This window comes from Brachybacterium sp. NBEC-018 (genome assembly GCF_024860185.1).
GTDB lineage: Bacteria > Actinomycetota > Actinomycetes > Actinomycetales > Dermabacteraceae > Brachybacterium > Brachybacterium rhamnosum.
The window spans coordinates 1254540-1272124 of sequence record NZ_CP100650.1 but is presented as its reverse complement, the minus strand read 5'-3'; the positions used below and the strand labels follow the sequence as shown (position 1 = coordinate 1272124).

Sequence of the window (17585 nt, the reverse complement as noted above, 5' to 3'; positions counted from 1 at the left end):
GACTCAGAGAGTCGCCCCGTGCCCAGGGGGCTCGATATCGAGGCCGCACGCCGCCAGACGTTTCAGCACTCCGTCAACACCGGGGAGGTAGGACGCCTCCTCGAAGGTCGGCTGACCATGCCCCCTCACGCCGAATGGCAGCTTCCCCACGAGCCGACCTGGACGGAGGACCCGTTCCAGGATCGGAACTGGTGCTTCCAGTTCCACACGCTGCGCTGGCTCGAGCCGATCCGCCGGGCCGCGGCGAAGGGCGACGCGGCGGCGCTGTCGATGTGGCTGCATTACACCGAGGACTGGACGACGAAGAACCCCCGCAGGAACCCCGCGTCGACCTGGGCATGGGTCGACATGGCCGACGGTCTCCGTGCGCAGCAGCTCTGCCTGGGCATCCCGCTCGTGTCGGAGCACGCTCCTGAGCAATTGCCGTGGCTCGAGTATTCGATCCGAGACCATGCCGAGCATCTCGCGGACCCGAAGCACGTGGGCAAAGCGAACCACGCGCTGCATCAGGCGGAGTCACTGTTCGTGTGCGGGAGGGTGCTCGGAGCAGAGTCACACTGGGAGCTCGCCGCGCGAAGGATGAGTTCACTCCTGAAGGAGCAGTACGACGAGCAGGGGATGAACGCTGAAGGCGCGACCGCCTATCACTACAACAACTTCCTCTGGTGGGAGAGGGCACTTCGTCGCTTCGACGCCGAAGGGCTGCCGCGGCCCGACGGCGCGGAGCGCCACCTGAACGCCCCTGAACAGATCGCCCACGCCACGAAGCCTGACGGCTATCTGGTCTCCATCGGCGACACCGACACGCAGAGCCCCCAGAAGATTGCACACCAGCACACGGACTACACGACGAGTAACGGCACTCGAGGCGCCGCCCCCGAGCAGGCCGTCGCGATCTACGACGCCGGGTACGTCTTCGCGCGCAGCGGCTGGGGCGACGATGACCGGCCCTACTCGGAGCAGACCTACTTCACACTGCGGTTCGGTCCCTCTCGTCGGGTGCACGGGCACCAAGACGGCACGTCGATCACCTATTCCTCCTCCGGGGTCAACTGGCTCGTGGACCCAGGGAAGTACGAGTACGGAAGCAGCACACCCCGCCTGCACGTGATCTCTCGTGCAGCTCACAACGTCGTGACCGTCGAGGGGCGGCGATTGCTCAAGGACTCCGACGTCGAGCTCCTCCGGCGCGACATCACGCCACGCCATCACGACTACGTGCTGGCGGACCCGAGCTTCGACCGGGTCTCGCTCACTCGGCGCGTCATCCACTCCGTCCGGGGTGAGTATCTGGTGGTCATCGACGAGATCTCCGGTCCTCGACGCCTCACCGCTGAGCAGCGATGGCAGCTGGGGCCCGAGGTCGAGGCGGAGGCCGTCAACAGGAGCGTGGCGCTCTCCTCCGGCAACCAGCACGCGATGCTGTGGTTCGACGGCGAGTCCGCCGACGTGAGGACTGTACGGGCACAGGACGACCCCTTCGACGGCTACGTCTCGGTCGGGTGGAAGAAGCTGGCCCCGGCCACGGCGGTCATCGTCCGGAAGAAGGGAGCGCGGCTCCGGTTCCTCACGGTCGTCGCCACGGGCGGAGAGTCACAGCCTGCGGTGGAGCGCGTGCAGACCGTCTCTCGGGATGATGTCGGGTTGCTCGTCACCACCTCGCACGGCACGGAACAGATCACGATCTCACCGGACGACGTCGTCTTCCCCTGACACCGCCATCGGTGACGACGCGCTGGGAACGCCTCGGCGCGTGACTGCATGCGGGGCCTATGCACATGGCAGCGCGTCCGCGGTGAACGGACTGTGCCACCGCCAGAGCCCGACCTGGCCATGCCGGTCCGCAACGGAGCGTGAACGGCGAGTGACCGCAACTTCAACATCGCGCGCCCGCAACTGCAATTTTCGTGGCATGTGACAAGAACTGCGCCCTGCAACGTCACGACGGGTGATCAACCGTCGCGACCGAATGGTCGTACCCGCTACCGTAGGACCGACCTCGACCGCCAGGTCACATACTTTCCCCTCCCCCTCAGGAGTCCCCGGATGAGCCCCAATGTCCCCCTCGACACCGTCGCCGTCATCGGCCTCGGCTACATCGGCCTGCCCACCGCTGCCGTGCTCGCTCAGGCGGGCAAGACCGTCATCGGCGTGGACGTGAAGCAGTCCAACGTCGACGCGATCAACGCCGGCACCGTCCCCTTCGTCGAGGAGGGCCTGGAGACCGTGGTCGCCGGCTGCGTCGCGCAGGGCAAGCTCTCTGCGCAGATCGAGACCCCGGAGGCGGATGCGTACATCGTCTCCGTCCCCACCCCCTTCAAGGGCGACCACGACGCGGACCTCTCCTACATCGAGGCGGCCGCGAAGGGCATCGCCCCGAAGCTCTCCGGCGGCGAGCTCGTGGTCCTCGAGTCCACCTCTCCCCCCGGCGCCACCGAGTTCATGGCGGATGTCATCCTCGGGATCCGCCCGGAGTTCACCAAGGAGCCCAACCTCCCGAACTCCCTGTACTTCTCCCACGCCCCCGAGCGCGTTCTGCCGGGCCGCATCATGATCGAGATGGTCGAGAACGACCGCATCATCGGCGGGCTCTCCGACGAGGCCGGCGAGCTGAACCGCGCCCTCTACGCGAGCTTCTGCTCCGGCGAGCTGCTCGTCACCGACGCCCGCACCGCGGAGATGGCCAAGCTCACCGAGAACGCCTTCCGCGACGTGAACATCGCCTTCGCCAACGAGCTCTCCATCATCTCCGAGCGCCAGGGCATCGACGTGTGGGAGCTCATCGAGCTCGCCAACCACCACCCCCGCGTGAACATCCTCCAGCCCGGCCCGGGCGTGGGCGGCCACTGCATCGCCGTGGACCCGTGGTTCATCGTCTCCGCGGACCGCGAGTACTCGAACCTCATCCGCACCGCCCGCGAGGTCAACGACTCCAAGCCGGAGCTGGTCCTCGAGAAGGTCCTCGAGAAGGCGGACAAGCTCAAGAGCCCCGTCGTCGCGGCGCTCGGCATCGCCTTCAAGGCGAACATCGACGACCTGCGCGAGTCCCCCTCCAAGGACATCGCCGTGGCGCTCACGGACCGCCTGGACCACGGCACCGTGCTGGTCGTGGAGCCGAACATCGAGGAGCTCCCCAAGGAGTTCGCCGGCAAGTCCAACGTCGAGCTCGCCGAGCTCGAGGACGCCGTGGAGCGCGCGGACATCGTGCTGCTCATGGTGGACCACGACCCCTTCAAGACCTTCGACCGCGAGAAGCTGCAGGAGAAGGTCGTCATCGACACCAAGGGTCTGTGGCGCTGACGAGGTCTGCCACGTCCCGTGCCGGTGGCGCTGCCCGCCGGCACGCAAGGACAGGACCGTGATCGCTGCCGTGTCCCGGAGATCTCCGGGACACGGCAGCTCCTGGTCAGAGCGCGAGATGCCGCGGCCGTGCTCTAACACCCATGGCTGGACACACCAAGCGACCGCCGCCAACGTCGTCGGAGGAGAATGCATGAGACGCCCACGCCGTGAGAACCCGGCGGCCCACGATTACGCGTCACTCGATGCCCTCATCGGGGTCGATCACGTCCCCGAAGGAGACCTCACGATCCACCACCGCGGTCTCCCGATCGACGTGAGGGTCGAGTCCCGCGGCTTCGACGCCACGACGATCTTCTTCCATGCCGCACTCACCTCGTCGAAGGTCCCCTACCCGACGTTCGCCGGGGTCGCGCTGTCCGAGGACCTGCCGACGAATCGGATCCACATCTCCGACCCGAGTCTTCATCTGGACAGCGCGCTCGCCGTCGCATGGTTCGCCGGCAATCGACATCAGCCTGATCTGCAGGACACGATCATCGCGATCCTGCGCCGGCTCCTCCCCGACGGGCAGCGCCCCGTCTTCTTCGGAGCCTCAGGCGGCGGATTCGCGGCGCTCCGCTACGCCGCCGAGTTCGCCGGGTCGACAGCGATCCCCGTGAATCCTCAGACCGACATCACGCGATACACGCCCGCCCATGTGGAGCGGTACGCCCGAAAGGCGTGGGCGCTCTCCTCCGCGGACGAGCTCGACTCGCTCCCCGCCGTCACCGACGTATCCACCATCTACCGGGCCCCCGTGCCGAACCGCGTGCTCTACCTGCAGAACACGGGCGACACCTCGCACGTCGACGACCACATGACGCCGTTCGTCGACGCCCTCCACCCCGCGAACGACGCCACCCTTCTCCAGCTCGATGCCGGCAGCGGGCACGTCCCACCGCACAAGTCGGTCATGAAGGAAGTGCTGTTCCGCGCCATCACCGATCAGCCGCCCCCAGGGGCCGAGGATCTCGCCGCCCTGCAGCTGTCCTCCTGAGGACGTCCTCGCGTCGAGCTGTCAGGCGTCGGTCGCGGGCTCACCCTCGGGCAGATCATCGTCCGCGACAGCCGCACGCACCTCGTCCACCTGATGCGACAGCTGGGTCACGGCAGCCGTGAGCTCCCGAAGGCTGTGGTCCGTGGAGAGGTCGAGTGCCCGTGACACGAGAACCGCCTGAGCACGGCTCCTCACAGGATCGAGGGCCGTCTGGGGGCGGGGCCCTGCCTCCAGGGCCTCCCGCAGCCAGCGCCTGGTCAGGGTGCGCAGCGAGCGAATCCTCGTCCTAGTCTCCTCGATGCTCTCCACGACGCCGACCATGGCCTCCCGAACCTCGGCGGCGACGATCGTGGGGTCGCGTTCGTCGAGACGGATCGCCCCGTCCGGGATCCGCAGCAGGTCGAACAGACCGGGCATCTTGTGCCCGTGCGAGGACGAGTACACGCCGACGGCGGGAACGCCTTGGGCAGAGGCGAGGATCACCGCGTGGAAGCGTGAGGTGACCAAAATCCGCTGAGCGCGCAGGGCCGCGAGGAAATCCCGCATCCGCGCCGGGTCATCCAGAATCACGCGATCGTCCCCGAACTCAGCAGCGAGGCTTCGGTGGAGGGCCTGGGAAACCTCTCGGTCCGCCCGCGTCTGGACGATCACCGTGACGGTGGACGCGCCGTCGAGCAGTGCAGTGCACGCGACCTCTCTGAAGAGGGAGAACGCCTGCGACTCCTGGAAATCGGACCCCTGGTGCTTGCGCTGGACGAAGGCGCTGCGCTGTGCTCCAGGTCGCAGGCCCACATCCTCGAGGCGCATCACGATACCGATGCTCCCCGCACCGCGCTCGGCCTCCTCAGCAGCCTTCAGGCCAGGAGTGAAGAATCCCGGGTCCAGGACGGTGCGGAGCCGTCTCACCGCGTCGGACTGGGCAAGCGCACCGGACTCGGTCTCCCTCAGCGCGGAGGTCGCCGGGTCGAAGGCGATGAGCTCCTCGATCTCGGCACCAAACGGCGTGCGGAAGGGCCCGAGGGTGACCGGAAGACTGATGACCTGTTTCCCCAGCTCGATCGCAGCCAGCGCAGGCAGGATCCTCCAGATGAGGTCGAGGGTGTTCTCCCCGCGGCTCGTCTCGAAGAGATGCTCGCCGGAGTTGAGGACGACGACGTCGAACTCCTGCATTCCCACTTCGTGGGCGAATCGTCGAGGATCCGCGAGGTAGGAGCTCAGCAGTGCGATCTCCTCTCGCCCGCCCTTCGGCACGTCGTCCAGCTGGAGCGAGAGAGGGCGCAGGCCCTTCATCGTGCTCGCGGCCTGCCGGGAGAATGCCTCGGAAGCCCTGAGCGTCACCACAGCGGACCCCTCGAGGTCGATCCCGGCCTCCCGGAAGAGCGCGATAGCGCCCGCGTTGATCGCGAGGTCACCCCAGTTCGAGGCCACATGGCCGTAGCAGAGCAGAGCTCGCAGAGTCATCGGTCGTCCTCCTTCAGCGTTCATCAGCAGCGCCCACCGCGTCGTGCAGCGCCTCCTCGATCTGTGCGGAGAAGGCCTGGCCGACGGCCGCCCAGCTGCGCTCCTCCTGCACCCATCGCTGGCCTCGTTCCCGCATCGCCTCCGTCGTCTCCGGCCGCACGAGCGTCTCCTCGAGAGCCTCGGCGAGGCCCTCGACGGATCCCGAGGCGAACACGCGGGCACGGTCTCCGCCACCGGCGATCTCCACGAGTGCCGGCACGTCGGAGACCAGCACGGCCTTGCGCGAGGCGAGCGCCTCGAACGGTTTCAGCGGCGAGACCGCGACCGTCGCAGGCGTCAGGCGTCGAGGGTAGGCGCAGACGTCGACGAGCGAGTAGTAGCGCGCGACGTTCTCATGCGGGACCCTGCCGGTGAAGTGCACGTGCGCGTCGGAGAGCCCCAGCGAGGCCGCGAGATCACGGAGCCGCGCCGACTCGGCGCCGTCGCCGACGAGAAGGGCACGGTACTGGAGCCCGCGGTCACGCAGGGCGGCGAGCGCGCGCAGCAGGATGTCGAGGCCTTCGTACTGGACGAAGCTCCCGACGTAGCCGATCACGGGCACCTCCGGCGGCCAGCCGAGCTCCGAGAGGAGGCTCTCGTCCTTCTCGAGCTCGTGGAAGGTCCCGACTTCGACCGCGTTCGGGACGATTCTCACCGGGCGACGGAGTGCTACCCGCTCCTGGATGATGTCGCCCATCGCAGAGGTCAGCGTCGCCACAGAGTCTGCGGCAGCGAGCACGGCGTTCTCCAGCCGGACCGTCCGGGCCCTGCGACCCTCCATCCGCGCCGCGTTCGCCGCTTCGTAGACGAGCTCCCACATACCCGACACTTCGTAGACGACAGGGAGTCCGAAATGCTTGGCTGCGATCAGGCCCGGTAGCGCGGAGACATAGGTCGACCTCAGGTGCACCACGCTCGGCTTCTCCCTGCGTATGACCTCGAGGTATCGATCCAGGGACTCCAGCATGTAGCCGTACTCCCCATCAGCCCGTTGGCTGCTCGTGCCGATCCGGCGATAGTCGATTCCCCCGTGGGGGACGACGGTGGTCTCACCCGGCGCGAGATCGAGCACTCCGTCCGGGAAACCGGGACGCGTATAGGGGACGACATCGAAACCGTGCGCCGCCAGCTGCACGAGGACGCTGTGGGCGCGCACCGCGTAGCCGCCGCTCTGGTCGGGCTCGCTCGCATGGAGGATCGACAGGATGCGGCGATCCACGGACTCGATCTTCTCCTCGGGGTGATCCACCACCTGGTCGAGTCGTCGCAGCAGCGTCATCGCGGCCTCGGCTTCGGCGAATTCTGCCCGCTCAGACTCGTACGGCTTGGCCCGGAGCCCAGTGTCGAGAAGCTCCTCAAATCGTGCGGTGCCGAATCTCGCCCGACCGAGATGGACAGCGTGCGCACGGGACCTGGATGGGCCGGGCACACCGTTGAGGACGGAGTACGCCTCCTCGAAGAATCCGACCTTCACCAACAGCCCGCCCAGCTCCAGACGGAGCGGGGCCGTACCGCGAGGAGTGCCTCGGAAGCGAAGCGCGCGGTCGATGGCCCCGCCCGCGGACTGCAGCGGGAAGAGCTCCGAGTTCTCGTTCCGGAACGCACCGACGACTGCAGTGCGATGGGATGCCAGCGCAGGGGCCGTGACGACCTCAAGCAGTCCGAGCGCAGCGGTGGAGGAGGCGAGTGAATCGCCGTGCAGCGCTCCGGAGGCTTCGACGTCCTCGAGGGCGCCGCCGCCGGAGGACAGGAGGCTGAGCACTCCCTCGGCATCTCGATGGACGACGAGAGGTCGCACATCTCGCAGGTGTGCGGCGTCCGCGGCGGTCAGGAGGCGTACTCCGTGATCGACGCTGTTGAGGACCACGGCAGGGGTGACCGGCAGCAGGCGGGCGACGAGGAGGATCCGCTCCAGGTCCGCCCACTCGGCGTCCTCGGCGACCTCAAGGATCAGAGCATCACGGTGGATCCCGACACCTTCGGTCTCCAGGTCCGACACCAGTTCCTCGAGCCATGCCCCATCCGGGCTGTGGGCCGCGCTGACGTGATCGGTGCCCCGGCCGCGGGAGCGCACGCCGTCCGAGCTGAGCTCGAGGAGATGAGCGTGCCGCTGTCCGATCGGCTGCGGAGACGTGACCTGGGCGCTCTTCAGCTCCCCGAGACGCCGTCGCTGCCACGGCTGCATCGTGGACTCGAGCGCCTGCTCTGCGAGGAACCTCGCCATCCACCGCTCGCCTTCGCGGGACAGCACCTCCGCGACGAAGCGCGAGCGGGTCGGGCTGTTCTCGACGAGAGCGAGCTTGAAGTACAGGCGCTTGACCAGCGCGCTGGAGGCGAGGTCCCTGAAGACCGTGCTGAGGCGCGCGGAGGTCCGCGCCGGTCCATCGCCGTCCGTGAGCACGGCCAGTGCCTCCTCGAGGGCCGCTGCGATCTCCCGGGCCCCGGGCGTCGTCCTGCCGACGGCCCCCGCCGCCGGGGAGCTCACCTCGTCGTGTTCCTCGGTCGCGGTCATCGGTTCACTCCAGACTGTCGAGGGCACGGTTCACTTCGCGCACGCTGCGAGGACGGGACAGGGGCATGTGCCCTGCCTTCTTGTCGTAATAGGCCGCGACCTCGATGCGGGGAACGGCCGCCGCTCCGGCGACGCGCCCCAGTCGCTCCAGAAGCGCTGGAGCCTGCAGAGCGAGATCGTTCTGGCTCCCGGTGTTCAGCAGGTACCGGACCTGCGGAACATGATCGAACTCGGCGAAAGCGTCGACGACCGACACCCGATGCGGCGTCTGCTCCGTGATCTCCTCCGGAGTCTTCCCTCCGAAGGCATGACTGCAGATCGTGTTGACGTACGGGGTGAAGTACCGCGTCCAGTCGATCTGAGCGTTGTTCACGAGAACCTGCGACCCTGCGTCGCGCGCCGCCACCTGCAGGGCCTGGAACCCTCCAGCGCTGCTGCCGTAGTACAGCCGTTTCGACGACGCGATGCCCAGCTCCCGCGCGACGAACTGGGCCGTCGCAGCCATCGCGGGGAGCGCGAACGCGCCTTCTGTGCCCTGTCCCCATCCGATGGAGATCCGATTGTGCGGCTGGAGCGTCGGATCGGCGATGAACAGTGCACTTCCACGGAAGTCATCGACCCAGGTGCGGCGCTGAAAGGTCTCCAACGGAGACTTCGTCGCCCGTCGGGCGACCGCACCGTTGAACGCGACGAGGAGCTTCTCCGGGAAATCCGGGTGCACCCGGAGTAGTGCCGGCACGACCACGGTCCCGACCAGAAGATCGAAGCGCAGGAGGTCCCCTTCACGGGCCTTCAGGGACGCCCCCGCGGTGAGGACGCCGAGACGCTGGAAAGGGTCCTCCGTCTCGACGCCCTCGGGGGCTTTCCCACCGTCAGGGATCACCTGCTCATTCATGCTCGCGCCCCTCGGCGAAGAACGCGGTCAGCTCGGGGTCGTTCCAGGACTCCTTGTCGAACATCGCGACGAGCTGCCCGATCAGCTGACGGCACCGCTCGGCGTCCTCCGGCGCGACCTGCGCGAGCTTCTGGACGTACCACCCCTTGACGAAGCGCTCGAGACGACGCTCGTTGTAGTCCTCGAGCAGGCCCACGGACCTCAGCCACGCCGAGCGGTCCTCCTCCAGCGGAAGGTACTTCTCGTAGAACCGTGGGCTGATCGCGTTCACGGTCGAGTTGGCCACACCGGCGTAGTAGGTGTGGATCGGAAGCTTCGTGATGGCGATCTTCGTCGCGTGATACAGCATCTGCTGGAAGAAGTAGGAGTCCTGGCCCACTGCCCCCACCGGCTGATAGATCCCGATGTTGCGGAGCCACGCGGTGTCCGCCACCAGCGCCTGGATGCTCATGGGCTGGTAGTTGACGAGGGAGAGGGCATTCTCCTCGAGCGATCCGTCGTCGTGGACCACGTCCTTCAGGACACGATGGTTGTGGATCGTCGCCCGCTTCCACTTGAAGCGGATCATGTCGCCGATCGCGAACTCGAGACCGCCCTCCCTGACGGTGTTCAGCAGGACCTCGAAACCGTCATTGGTGAGTTCGTTGTCGGGGTCGAGGTATGTGATGTACGGGGCTGTCGCCATCTCGAGCCCCTTGTTCCGGGGCCGTGAAGCACTGCCCGAGCCACCCTCGGGGAAACGATGCACCCGCACGTTGGAGTACCTGGCGTCAAGCTCGTCGACGATCCAACGTGTCTCGATGTCCGTCGATCCGTCGTCGACCAGGAGGATCTCCGCATGGTCGAACACCGATGAGCGCCGCAGCGATTCGAAGCACTTGAACTTCAGATGACGACCGTTGTTGTACACCGGCACGACGATGGAGATCTCAGGCTCCCAGTCCTCATGCCGTCCGACGATGACCGTCTCACGCGAGGAAGTCTCCACCTCGCCGGCGATCAGCAGCCCGCGGCCACCGTCGACGGAGGCGTCGTGGACAGGCCGGTCCGCCTCCACCCAGCTCGCACGGACAGCGCCCGGCGCGGATCCTGCCGTCGCGTACTCGTAGAGCGGATCCGCGTGGTCGATCCCGTGGACCGTCACTGCATCCACGTCGGCGTACCGGAACGCATTGACCACGTCGCGCACGAGGTTGGGGCCGATCTCGCCGGCGCCCTGCGGAAGGTCGATGACGATGTCGCCGTCGGCGGAGGCGCGCGTCTGGTCGCCGTCCGTCTCGTCGATCCGGTGCAGCCCGGTCGTGTAGGTCTGCGCCGCGGAGAACTTCCGGAACTCCTCCTCCGAGAGGCCCCGGACGTGCACGGCGTGATGGTCCGCCTTGTCGCCGAGTCCGACGGCGCTGACGATGGTGTCGATCCGGTCGAAGGCCGTGTTCTCGGAGAAGGCGCTCCGGATGCCCGCCACCTGGGCGTCGCGGATGCTGTGGCGCGTGAGCGACTCGTAGAACTGCTGGGCGTCGAGTCGGCTGTCAGGGATGACGATCTGGGGGAACAGCGAGTTCACGCCGGCGCTGTAGTTCGAGAGCATAAGGGTTCCCATGGCCTGCATCTCGATCACACGGTTCGCGAACATGGTCTGGCTGCTGCCCACTGAGTTCAGGTTGATCCCGACCGGCAGAAGGCGCTGCATCCCCAGGAGAGTCTCGTGGTCGACGGGTCCGTGCAGGTGGGGCAGATAACGCTCCGGGTACAGGTACCTCGATGCCTGCGAGAACTTCGACTCGTCGATGTCGAGGTTCCGGTCGATGATCGTGAGGTCGGCGCCGGCATCCAGGAGTCCGTCGAAGATCTTCTGCGCCGCGACTCGCCTGTCGACGTACTTGTGCTCGAACCACGACCCGGCGAAGACGAACTCCCGCCCCTCGTGCCGCATGCTCCCGAGAGGATTGTGATGGCGGTAGTTGACCGCGAAGGGCAGAACTCCCACGGGCACGTCATCGCCGAGGAGATCGTGGTATTTTGCCACGCTCTCGATCGCCGACGTGAAGACGAAGTCCGCGAGCTTTGCCAGTCCGGAGAACTTGGCGAAGTTCGGCGGGTCCTCCTTGGAGTAGAAGACGACCGGGACGTCGTTCCTTCGAGCGGCAGGGAGGATCCCCTCCTCGAGGACTTGCCGGGCCGCGGATCCCTGGTCCGCGATGTTCAGCCATTCGTCCTCGAGCCCACGCCAGGCGGAGGTCACGAGGAGGATGTCGATGTCCCCGATCTGCTCCTCGTACCTCGAGGGGTGGAGCGGGACCAGATGAGCAGCGGCTTCGAGGCTGTCGAAGAGGAAACGATCGGCGATGATGCCGATCCGCACGTCCCGGCGACGGTCCCAGCGCTGGCTCTCGACGACAGGAAGCGTCGACGACTCCTCGATCAGGGATGCGACGCGGTCCGCGACGGGCGCGGCGTAGTGCGCATGGCGCTCGAGGTACGTCGCACGGTCCTTGGCCAGAGTGACGTAGGGCCCGTTCCCGCTCAGCGCATCGCGGAAGTAGTCCGAGCGCACGTGGTTGTGGTACTTCCGGTAATGCCCTCGAGTCGCCTTGATCTCGGCGATCCGCTCCGCGATCTTCTCCTCGCGCTTCAGGATGTCCTTTTCCTTCACGATCCCTCTCCATCCCTCGTCCCGGAGGAGCGCCCGCGACGGCGCAGATCCCAGTACACGCGCTGTGCCTTCATGACCTTCGTGCCGAGCAGGCGCTCGAGTCGCTCCGTGAGCTCAGCATTCTGCTTCTCGAGCCGTGCAGTCTGCGACGCGAGCCGGGAGCGGTCCCGCTTCGCCTCCTTCAGCAGCTGCTTCAGCTTGTCGATGTGGTTCCCTCGCCCCTCATACACCGTCCGGGTCTGCTCGATCAGCGCCTCGAGGTTCGCGACGCGAGTCTGCAGCGCCTTCACACCCTCGGGGTCCCCCGCCTGCTCGAGAAGCGACTGCCGGAGCTCCGCGATCAGGGCCTCCCGCTTCCGGATGCCGCTCAGGAGCCGGGCTTCGCGCTCGTAAAGTCCGATCAGATCGGATGCGAAGACATCCACCGCGTCGGTCAGTTCGTCGACGAGCTCGATCGCGCGCTCGTGGACGAGGGCGTCGACCCTGGTCACCTCGGCGCTCTCCGCGGCATCGTCGGCCGTCGCCGACGGCGTCGTCATATCGTTCCTCTCCACGGCGCGGTCAGCTCGCGTGCCCGCCGAAGTCCTCGGGGCGCGTTCCCCCGGCGAACTTCCAACGGATCGCGGCGACGGTGCGCTCGGCGGCCTCGCCGTCGCCGTAGGGGTTCACGGCGTTAGCCATGCCGGTGTAGGCCTCCTCGGAGTCCAGCAGCAGGGAGACCTCGTCGACGAGGCGCTGCTTGTGGGTGCCGATGAGCTTCACGGTGCCGGCCACGACAGCCTCGGGCCGCTCGGTGTTCTCGCGCATGACGAGCACGGGCTTGCCGAGGCTCGGGGCCTCCTCCTGGACACCGCCGGAGTCGGTGAGGACCACGTCGGCGAGGCTCAGGGCGCGGGTGAACTCCGCGTAGGCGAGCGGCTCGATGAGCAGCACGTTGTCGAGCCCCTCGACGGCGGGCCGGATCGCGGCGCGCACCTTGGGGTTCTTGTGGATCGGGAAGACGATCGTGAGATCCGGGTACTTGGCGGCGATCTCCGCGACCGCGGCGCCGATGTCCTCCATCGCGGAGCCCAGGTTCTCGCGGCGGTGCGCGGTCACGAGGAGCACACGACCGGCGGTGCCGGCCTCCTTGGCCTTCTGCAGGGTCTCGAGCCGCTCGTCCTCGAAGTGCACCTCGAGGTTCGCGGTGGCGAACATGAGGGTGTCGATCACGGAGTTGCCGGTGATGACGATGTCGTTCTCGCTGACGTCCTCACGGGTGAGGTTCGACTTCGAGGTGTCGGTGGGGGCGAGGTGCAGCGCGGCGATCTGGCTGGTGAGCTTGCGGTTCGCCTCCTCCGGGAAGGGCGAGTTGATGTCGCCGGAGCGCAGGCCCGCCTCGAGGTGGATCACCGGGATCTGGCGGTTGAACGATGCGACCGCGGCGCCCATGACGGTGGAGGTGTCGCCCTGGACGATGACGGCGTCCGGCTTCTCGTCCTCGAGGATCTGGTCCACGCCGGAGATCACCTTGGCGACGATCCCGTTGAGGGTCTGCCCGCTGGCCATGATGTTCAGGTCGTGATCGGGGACGATCTCGAACATCGTGTTCACCTGGTCGAGCATCTCGCGGTGCTGACCGGTGACGACGGTGATGCTCTCGAGATCCTCGGCGGCCTCGATGGCCTTGATGATCGGGGCGACCTTGATCGCCTCGGGGCGGGTGCCGTAGATGGTCATGATGCGCAGTGCCATGGGGAGACTCCTGTCGTCGGGTGGGGAGGGGGAATGGGGGGGTCATCTGTCGGAGTCGGCTGGGAGGACCGCTCCGGGGAACTGTTGGGCCTTCATGTCGCGATCGAAGATCTGGGCGAACGGGTCGGGCTCGAGCTCCGGGATGCCGTCCGGAGGAGGGGGCGCCTCCGGCTCGGGGAGGGTCAGCATCGCGTTCGCACGCTGCGCGGCCCCGTCCATGATGCATTCACGCAGGTGGGCGGCGGCCTCCTCCTCACGTTCCTTGGCGAGGAGGTAGGCGAAGGATCGATATCGGCTCGACACTTCTTTGGTGTCGCCGTCGAGGACGATGCGGCCCTTCTCCATCCAGATGACCCGTGAGCAGATGTTCTCGATCGTCCTCGGAGCGTGGTTGACCATGAAGACGGTGCCGGCGCCCTCCAGCAGCTCGTCCATCTTCTTCGTGGACCGCTCCGCGAACGCGGCATCGCCCGTGGAGAGGGCTTCGTCGATCATCAGGATCTTCGGGTCTGCCATCACGGAGATGGCGAACTTGAGCCTCGCGGACATGCCCGATGAGTACGTCCGCATCGGCAGGTCGACTGCGTCGCCGAGAGCTGACAGCTCGGCCGCCTCCTCGAACTTCTCGTCCGCCTCCTCCGGGCTCATGCCGAGAGCGAGGAATCCCAGCCGGATGTTCTCCGCGCCCGTCAGATCGCTGAGCAGCGCGGCGCTCACCCCGAGCAGCTGGGGCCGGTGGCTCGCCAGCACGAGCCCCGAGGTCGGCGGTTCGACACCGGCGAGCATCCTCAGGAGCGTCGACTTCCCCGACCCGTTGCGTCCGATGATGCCGACGAACTCTCCCTGGCGGACCTGAAGGTTCACGCCGCGGACGGCGGACACGGAGACCATGTGCTTGCGCGGGAGGAGCTTCCCTGCGAGCCCATGCCGAGGCGCCCGATCCGTGCGGGGCGCCTTGTAGCGCATGCTGACGCGGTGCGCGACGACGGAGAGCGGTGACGTCTCGGGGGCGACCCAGAGAGTGCTCTCGGCCGGGTCCTCGGACGGCGAGGTCGTCTCAGCGAAGCTCTCGGCCATAGCTCTCCTCCCCTCGCCAGAAGAAGAGGAACCCGACGAGCGGAAGCAGGACCGCCCACGCGGTGACGACGACCCAGGAGGACAGTGCCGGGACCGACCCGTCGATCAGAGCGACGCGGGCCATGTCGATGATCTGGTAGAGGGGATTGAAGGTGACGATCGCTCCGATGATCGGGTTGTCGATGAACTGCGTGATGGGAAAAATGACCCCGGATCCGTACATGAGGAATCGAGTGACCATGTTCATCATGTTCGACAGGTCGGGGAAATGAAATCCGATCCGAGCGGTGATGAAGGTGACGCCGAGATTGAGCAGCGTCTGCAGGAGGAAGATGGGGATGATGAGCGCCCACGTCACCTGAGGGAGCGCGTGCGGCGGGACGATGATGATCGCGATGCACATCGCCAACATGGTGAAAACAGCGGTCAGGGCACTCTGGAGGACATTCGATATCGGCACCGCGGCCCTGGGGAACGAGAACGCACGGAGCATCGCCTTGCTCGCGCGCATCGAACCGACACCCGCTGAGATCGCTCCGTTCGTCGACCGGAACATCAGGACCCCGATGAGGAGGAACGCCGGGAAGTTCGGAAGACCCCGGTTGACTCCGAGGAGAAGCCCGAAGATCACGTAGTACATCGCGGCATCGACCATCGGCCGGAGCATCAGCCACACGTTGCCGAGCCGATTGCGGGAGTTCTGCGTCGCGGCACGGCGCTGCGAGTCGAACCAGATGAAGTGCCGGCGCGACCAGAGCTGCTCGATGTAGAGCCTCAGTGGCGGGCGCGTCCCGATGACGGAGAGCTCGCTCGCGTCCAGTTCGCGTGACTCGAGCGCATGTCGGAGATCGCTGACGCTCTTCACCTCATTCGCCATGTCCAGGCCCTTCGGTCGCATGCGCCACGGCGGCACGGTACAGGAGCTCATATCGCCGCATCAGCGTCGTCCAGCTGCGGTCGATGACGGACGCGCGTGCGACCTCCGCCGCTCGGTTCCGTGCCTCCGAGTCCTCGAGAAGGCTCCCGAGGGTCGACGCGAGAGCGTCGGCGTCGTCAGGTGGCACGAGCACGCCGAGCAGTCGACCGTCCTCGGCCGTGACCGTCTCCCTCAGCGCGGGGAGGTCGCTGACCACCACCGGGCGCCCCAGTGCCATCGCCTCAGCAGGCTTCTGCGGCGTCACGGTCCGGGAAACCTCGCGGTCTCGCCGTGGGACGACGACGACGTCCAGAGCCTGAACCCAGGCGCGAGCGCTCTTGGGGGCCACCGCTCCGGGCATCACGAGACGGTCCTCGATTCCCAGTTCACGTGCGAGCTCCGACAGCGCCGGCGCCGCCACCCCGTCACCGACCAGGAGCACGCGCAGTCGCGCCTTCACGCCCGGCGGAGCGCCCGCATCGGAGATCAGCGCCGCCACGGCTCGGAGGAGCACGTCGAGCCCTTCGTAGTCGACGATCGCCCCGACCGCACCGACGACGAGATCGTCGGCATCGAGCGGAGCTCCGATCTTCGCGCGGGCCTCAGCGGGTGTGAGCCGCTCCTCGAACAGCACCGGATCCACCCCGTTGGGCACCAGCGTGATCCGCTCCGGATCGACGCCCCTGGAGACGAGGACATCCGCCATAGTCCGGCTCAGCGTCACGACCTCGTCAGCCTCGCGGGCGAGCGAGGACTCCGCCGCGATGATCCTTCGGGTCCTCTCGGAATCCGCCGCGATCCGTCGCGAGGTCTCACTGCGATGCGAGGCGATCCACGTCTGCTCCATGAGACCTCGGACCTCGAAGACCCACGGGATGCCGGTCGCCCGGCTCACAGCCTGGGCGACGAGAGCGTTGCGGTAGTCGGTCGTCGCGTGGAGGACATGGGGGCGGAACTCGTCGACCAGACGGAGCGCCTCGGAGACCTCCTGGTCGAGCCTCTCCTCCGGGGTATCACCGAGAGAGCGCGGGAGTGTCCGCCGGTACCTGATCCCGTCGACCAGATCCTCGTCCTCACACAGCGCCTTTCCCACCATCACCGGATAGCCCGTGCGTGTGAGCGCAAGAGACTCCACCCCGGTCGAGGCGAGAGTGGTGAGGATGTTATGTGTCCGCAGCGCGTATCCGGACTGCGTATGCGGAAGAGAATTCGTGATCAGGTGGAGCACACGGAGCCGGTCCCCGGGCGGGTCCCCCTTCCGGATCGCCCCACCCTCCGAGGTGGACACGCGCAATCGACGCCCCTCTTCGAGGAGTGCGAGCTCGCTCCGGAGGCGGCGTGCCTGAGAGGTCTGCGCTCGGCCGTGGTCCTCGAGGATCCTCACAGCCTGGGAGAGATCGCCGCGAGCCCACAGCGCCCGAGCACGGGTGCTCGCCGGCGTCGATGAGCTGAGGTACTCCTCCTGGTCGAGCAGCACGGCGACCTCACCTGCGATCCGCGACGCTGACGCGCCCTCGGCACCGAGGTGCTCTCTTGCACCCGACTCGTCTCCGGCCATGAATGCTCCGAGGGCTGCGATGCCTCGCCCTCCCAGAGCTCGGGAACCGGCGCCCTGCAGGACCTGCCCGATGCGTCGTCGCGCGCCGATCGGAAGTCGTCGACTCACCTGGATCACTAGCAGCGCCGGATCATCACGCAGGTGCTGCGCCGCGGCCTGCGCGAGCAGACGCGCGTTGCGGACCAGGCGCGGCGATCTCGGCACGATGCTCCGTTCGGGGTGACTAGTTTGAGTATCAGGACCTCCGGAAGGATACCTATCCCCCGCAGCCCGTGCCCCTCACGGCCTCCTGCACCGAGCGTCTCGCCACATCACCTACGGATCCGTCACCGAACCGCCGTGGTGCCGCTACCCCACGTTCACCTGTGAGAACGCATGCACGTGACACCCCGAGCGTGACC

The 17585-nt window shown here is 67.1% G+C and carries 12 protein-coding genes; 3 read left to right on the top strand and 9 right to left on the bottom strand.

Going from position 1 to position 17585, the window contains the following annotated elements; genetic code table 11:
- The first annotated feature begins 18 nt into the window (after positions 1-18).
- The 3 genes from NLU66_RS05620 (at position 19) to NLU66_RS05610 (ending at position 4339) form a co-directional block, all read left to right on the top strand.
- Positions 19-1713, top strand: a complete 1695-nt coding sequence (locus NLU66_RS05620; protein WP_259361961.1) for a heparinase II/III-family protein — start codon at positions 19-21, stop codon at positions 1711-1713.
- Between the two features lie 333 nt (positions 1714-2046).
- Positions 2047-3300, top strand: a complete 1254-nt coding sequence (gene wecC, locus NLU66_RS05615; RefSeq protein ID WP_259361960.1) for a UDP-N-acetyl-D-mannosamine dehydrogenase — start codon at positions 2047-2049, stop codon at positions 3298-3300.
- A gap of 193 nt (positions 3301-3493) precedes the next feature.
- A complete protein-coding gene (locus tag NLU66_RS05610) occupies positions 3494-4339 on the top strand; it encodes a prolyl oligopeptidase family serine peptidase (RefSeq protein ID WP_259361959.1) in 846 nt (281 codons plus the stop codon).
- Positions 4340-4360: 21 nt separating this feature from the next.
- Here NLU66_RS05610 and NLU66_RS05605 read toward each other — a convergent pair whose 3' ends face one another.
- The 9 genes from NLU66_RS05605 to NLU66_RS05565 form a co-directional block, all read right to left on the bottom strand.
- The gene (locus NLU66_RS05605) at positions 4361-5800 is read right to left on the bottom strand and encodes a polysaccharide pyruvyl transferase family protein (RefSeq protein WP_259361958.1); all 1440 of its coding nucleotides are present in this window, start codon (positions 5798-5800) and stop codon (positions 4361-4363) included.
- 13 nt (positions 5801-5813) lie between these two features.
- Positions 5814-8351, bottom strand: a complete 2538-nt coding sequence (locus NLU66_RS05600) for a glycosyltransferase family 4 protein (protein ID WP_259361957.1) — start codon at positions 8349-8351, stop codon at positions 5814-5816.
- Positions 8352-8355: 4 nt separating this feature from the next.
- Positions 8356-9246, bottom strand: coding sequence for a hypothetical protein (locus NLU66_RS05595; RefSeq protein ID WP_259361956.1), 891 nt, complete (start codon positions 9244-9246; stop codon positions 8356-8358).
- Entirely contained in the window at positions 9239-11899 is a 2661-nt protein-coding gene (locus NLU66_RS05590; RefSeq protein ID WP_259361955.1) for a glycosyltransferase, read from the bottom strand. The genes NLU66_RS05595 and NLU66_RS05590 overlap by 8 nt, the downstream gene beginning before the upstream one ends.
- Positions 11896-12390: a hypothetical protein gene (locus NLU66_RS05585; protein ID WP_259361954.1), complete on the bottom strand. Its 495-nt coding sequence runs from the start codon at positions 12388-12390 to the stop codon at positions 11896-11898. Before NLU66_RS05585 ends, NLU66_RS05590 begins: the two co-directional genes overlap by 4 nt.
- Positions 12391-12460: 70 nt before the next feature.
- Positions 12461-13633, bottom strand: coding sequence for a non-hydrolyzing UDP-N-acetylglucosamine 2-epimerase (wecB, locus tag NLU66_RS05580; protein WP_259361953.1), 1173 nt, complete (start codon positions 13631-13633; stop codon positions 12461-12463).
- A 42-nt stretch (positions 13634-13675) separates the two neighbouring features.
- Entirely contained in the window at positions 13676-14710 is a 1035-nt protein-coding gene (locus tag NLU66_RS05575; protein WP_259361952.1) for an ABC transporter ATP-binding protein, read from the bottom strand.
- A complete protein-coding gene (locus NLU66_RS05570; protein WP_259361951.1) occupies positions 14691-15587 on the bottom strand; it encodes an ABC transporter permease in 897 nt (298 codons plus the stop codon). Before NLU66_RS05570 ends, NLU66_RS05575 begins: the two co-directional genes overlap by 20 nt.
- Positions 15577-17184, bottom strand: coding sequence for a glycosyltransferase family 4 protein (locus NLU66_RS05565; protein WP_259361950.1), 1608 nt, complete (start codon positions 17182-17184; stop codon positions 15577-15579). Before NLU66_RS05565 ends, NLU66_RS05570 begins: the two co-directional genes overlap by 11 nt.
- Between the last annotated feature and the right edge of the window lie 401 nt (positions 17185-17585).

Excerpts from the sequence above, each read along its gene's own strand:
- NLU66_RS05565 (WP_259361950.1), bottom strand. The coding sequence starts at position 17,184 with ATGGCCGGAGACGAGTCGGGTGCAAGAGAGCACCTCGGTGCCGAGGGC.
- NLU66_RS05575 (WP_259361952.1), bottom strand. The coding sequence starts at position 14,710 with ATGGCCGAGAGCTTCGCTGAGACGACCTCGCCGTCCGAGGACCCGGCC.
- NLU66_RS05605 (WP_259361958.1), bottom strand. The coding sequence starts at position 5,800 with ATGACTCTGCGAGCTCTGCTCTGCTACGGCCATGTGGCCTCGAACTGG.
- wecB (WP_259361953.1), bottom strand. The coding sequence starts at position 13,633 with ATGGCACTGCGCATCATGACCATCTACGGCACCCGCCCCGAGGCGATC.
- NLU66_RS05595 (WP_259361956.1), bottom strand. The coding sequence starts at position 9,246 with ATGAATGAGCAGGTGATCCCTGACGGTGGGAAAGCCCCCGAGGGCGTC.
- NLU66_RS05610 (WP_259361959.1), top strand. The coding sequence starts at position 3,494 with ATGAGACGCCCACGCCGTGAGAACCCGGCGGCCCACGATTACGCGTCA.
- NLU66_RS05570 (WP_259361951.1), bottom strand. The coding sequence starts at position 15,587 with ATGGCGAATGAGGTGAAGAGCGTCAGCGATCTCCGACATGCGCTCGAG.
- NLU66_RS05600 (WP_259361957.1), bottom strand. The coding sequence starts at position 8,351 with ATGACCGCGACCGAGGAACACGACGAGGTGAGCTCCCCGGCGGCGGGG.
- wecC (WP_259361960.1), top strand. The coding sequence starts at position 2,047 with ATGAGCCCCAATGTCCCCCTCGACACCGTCGCCGTCATCGGCCTCGGC.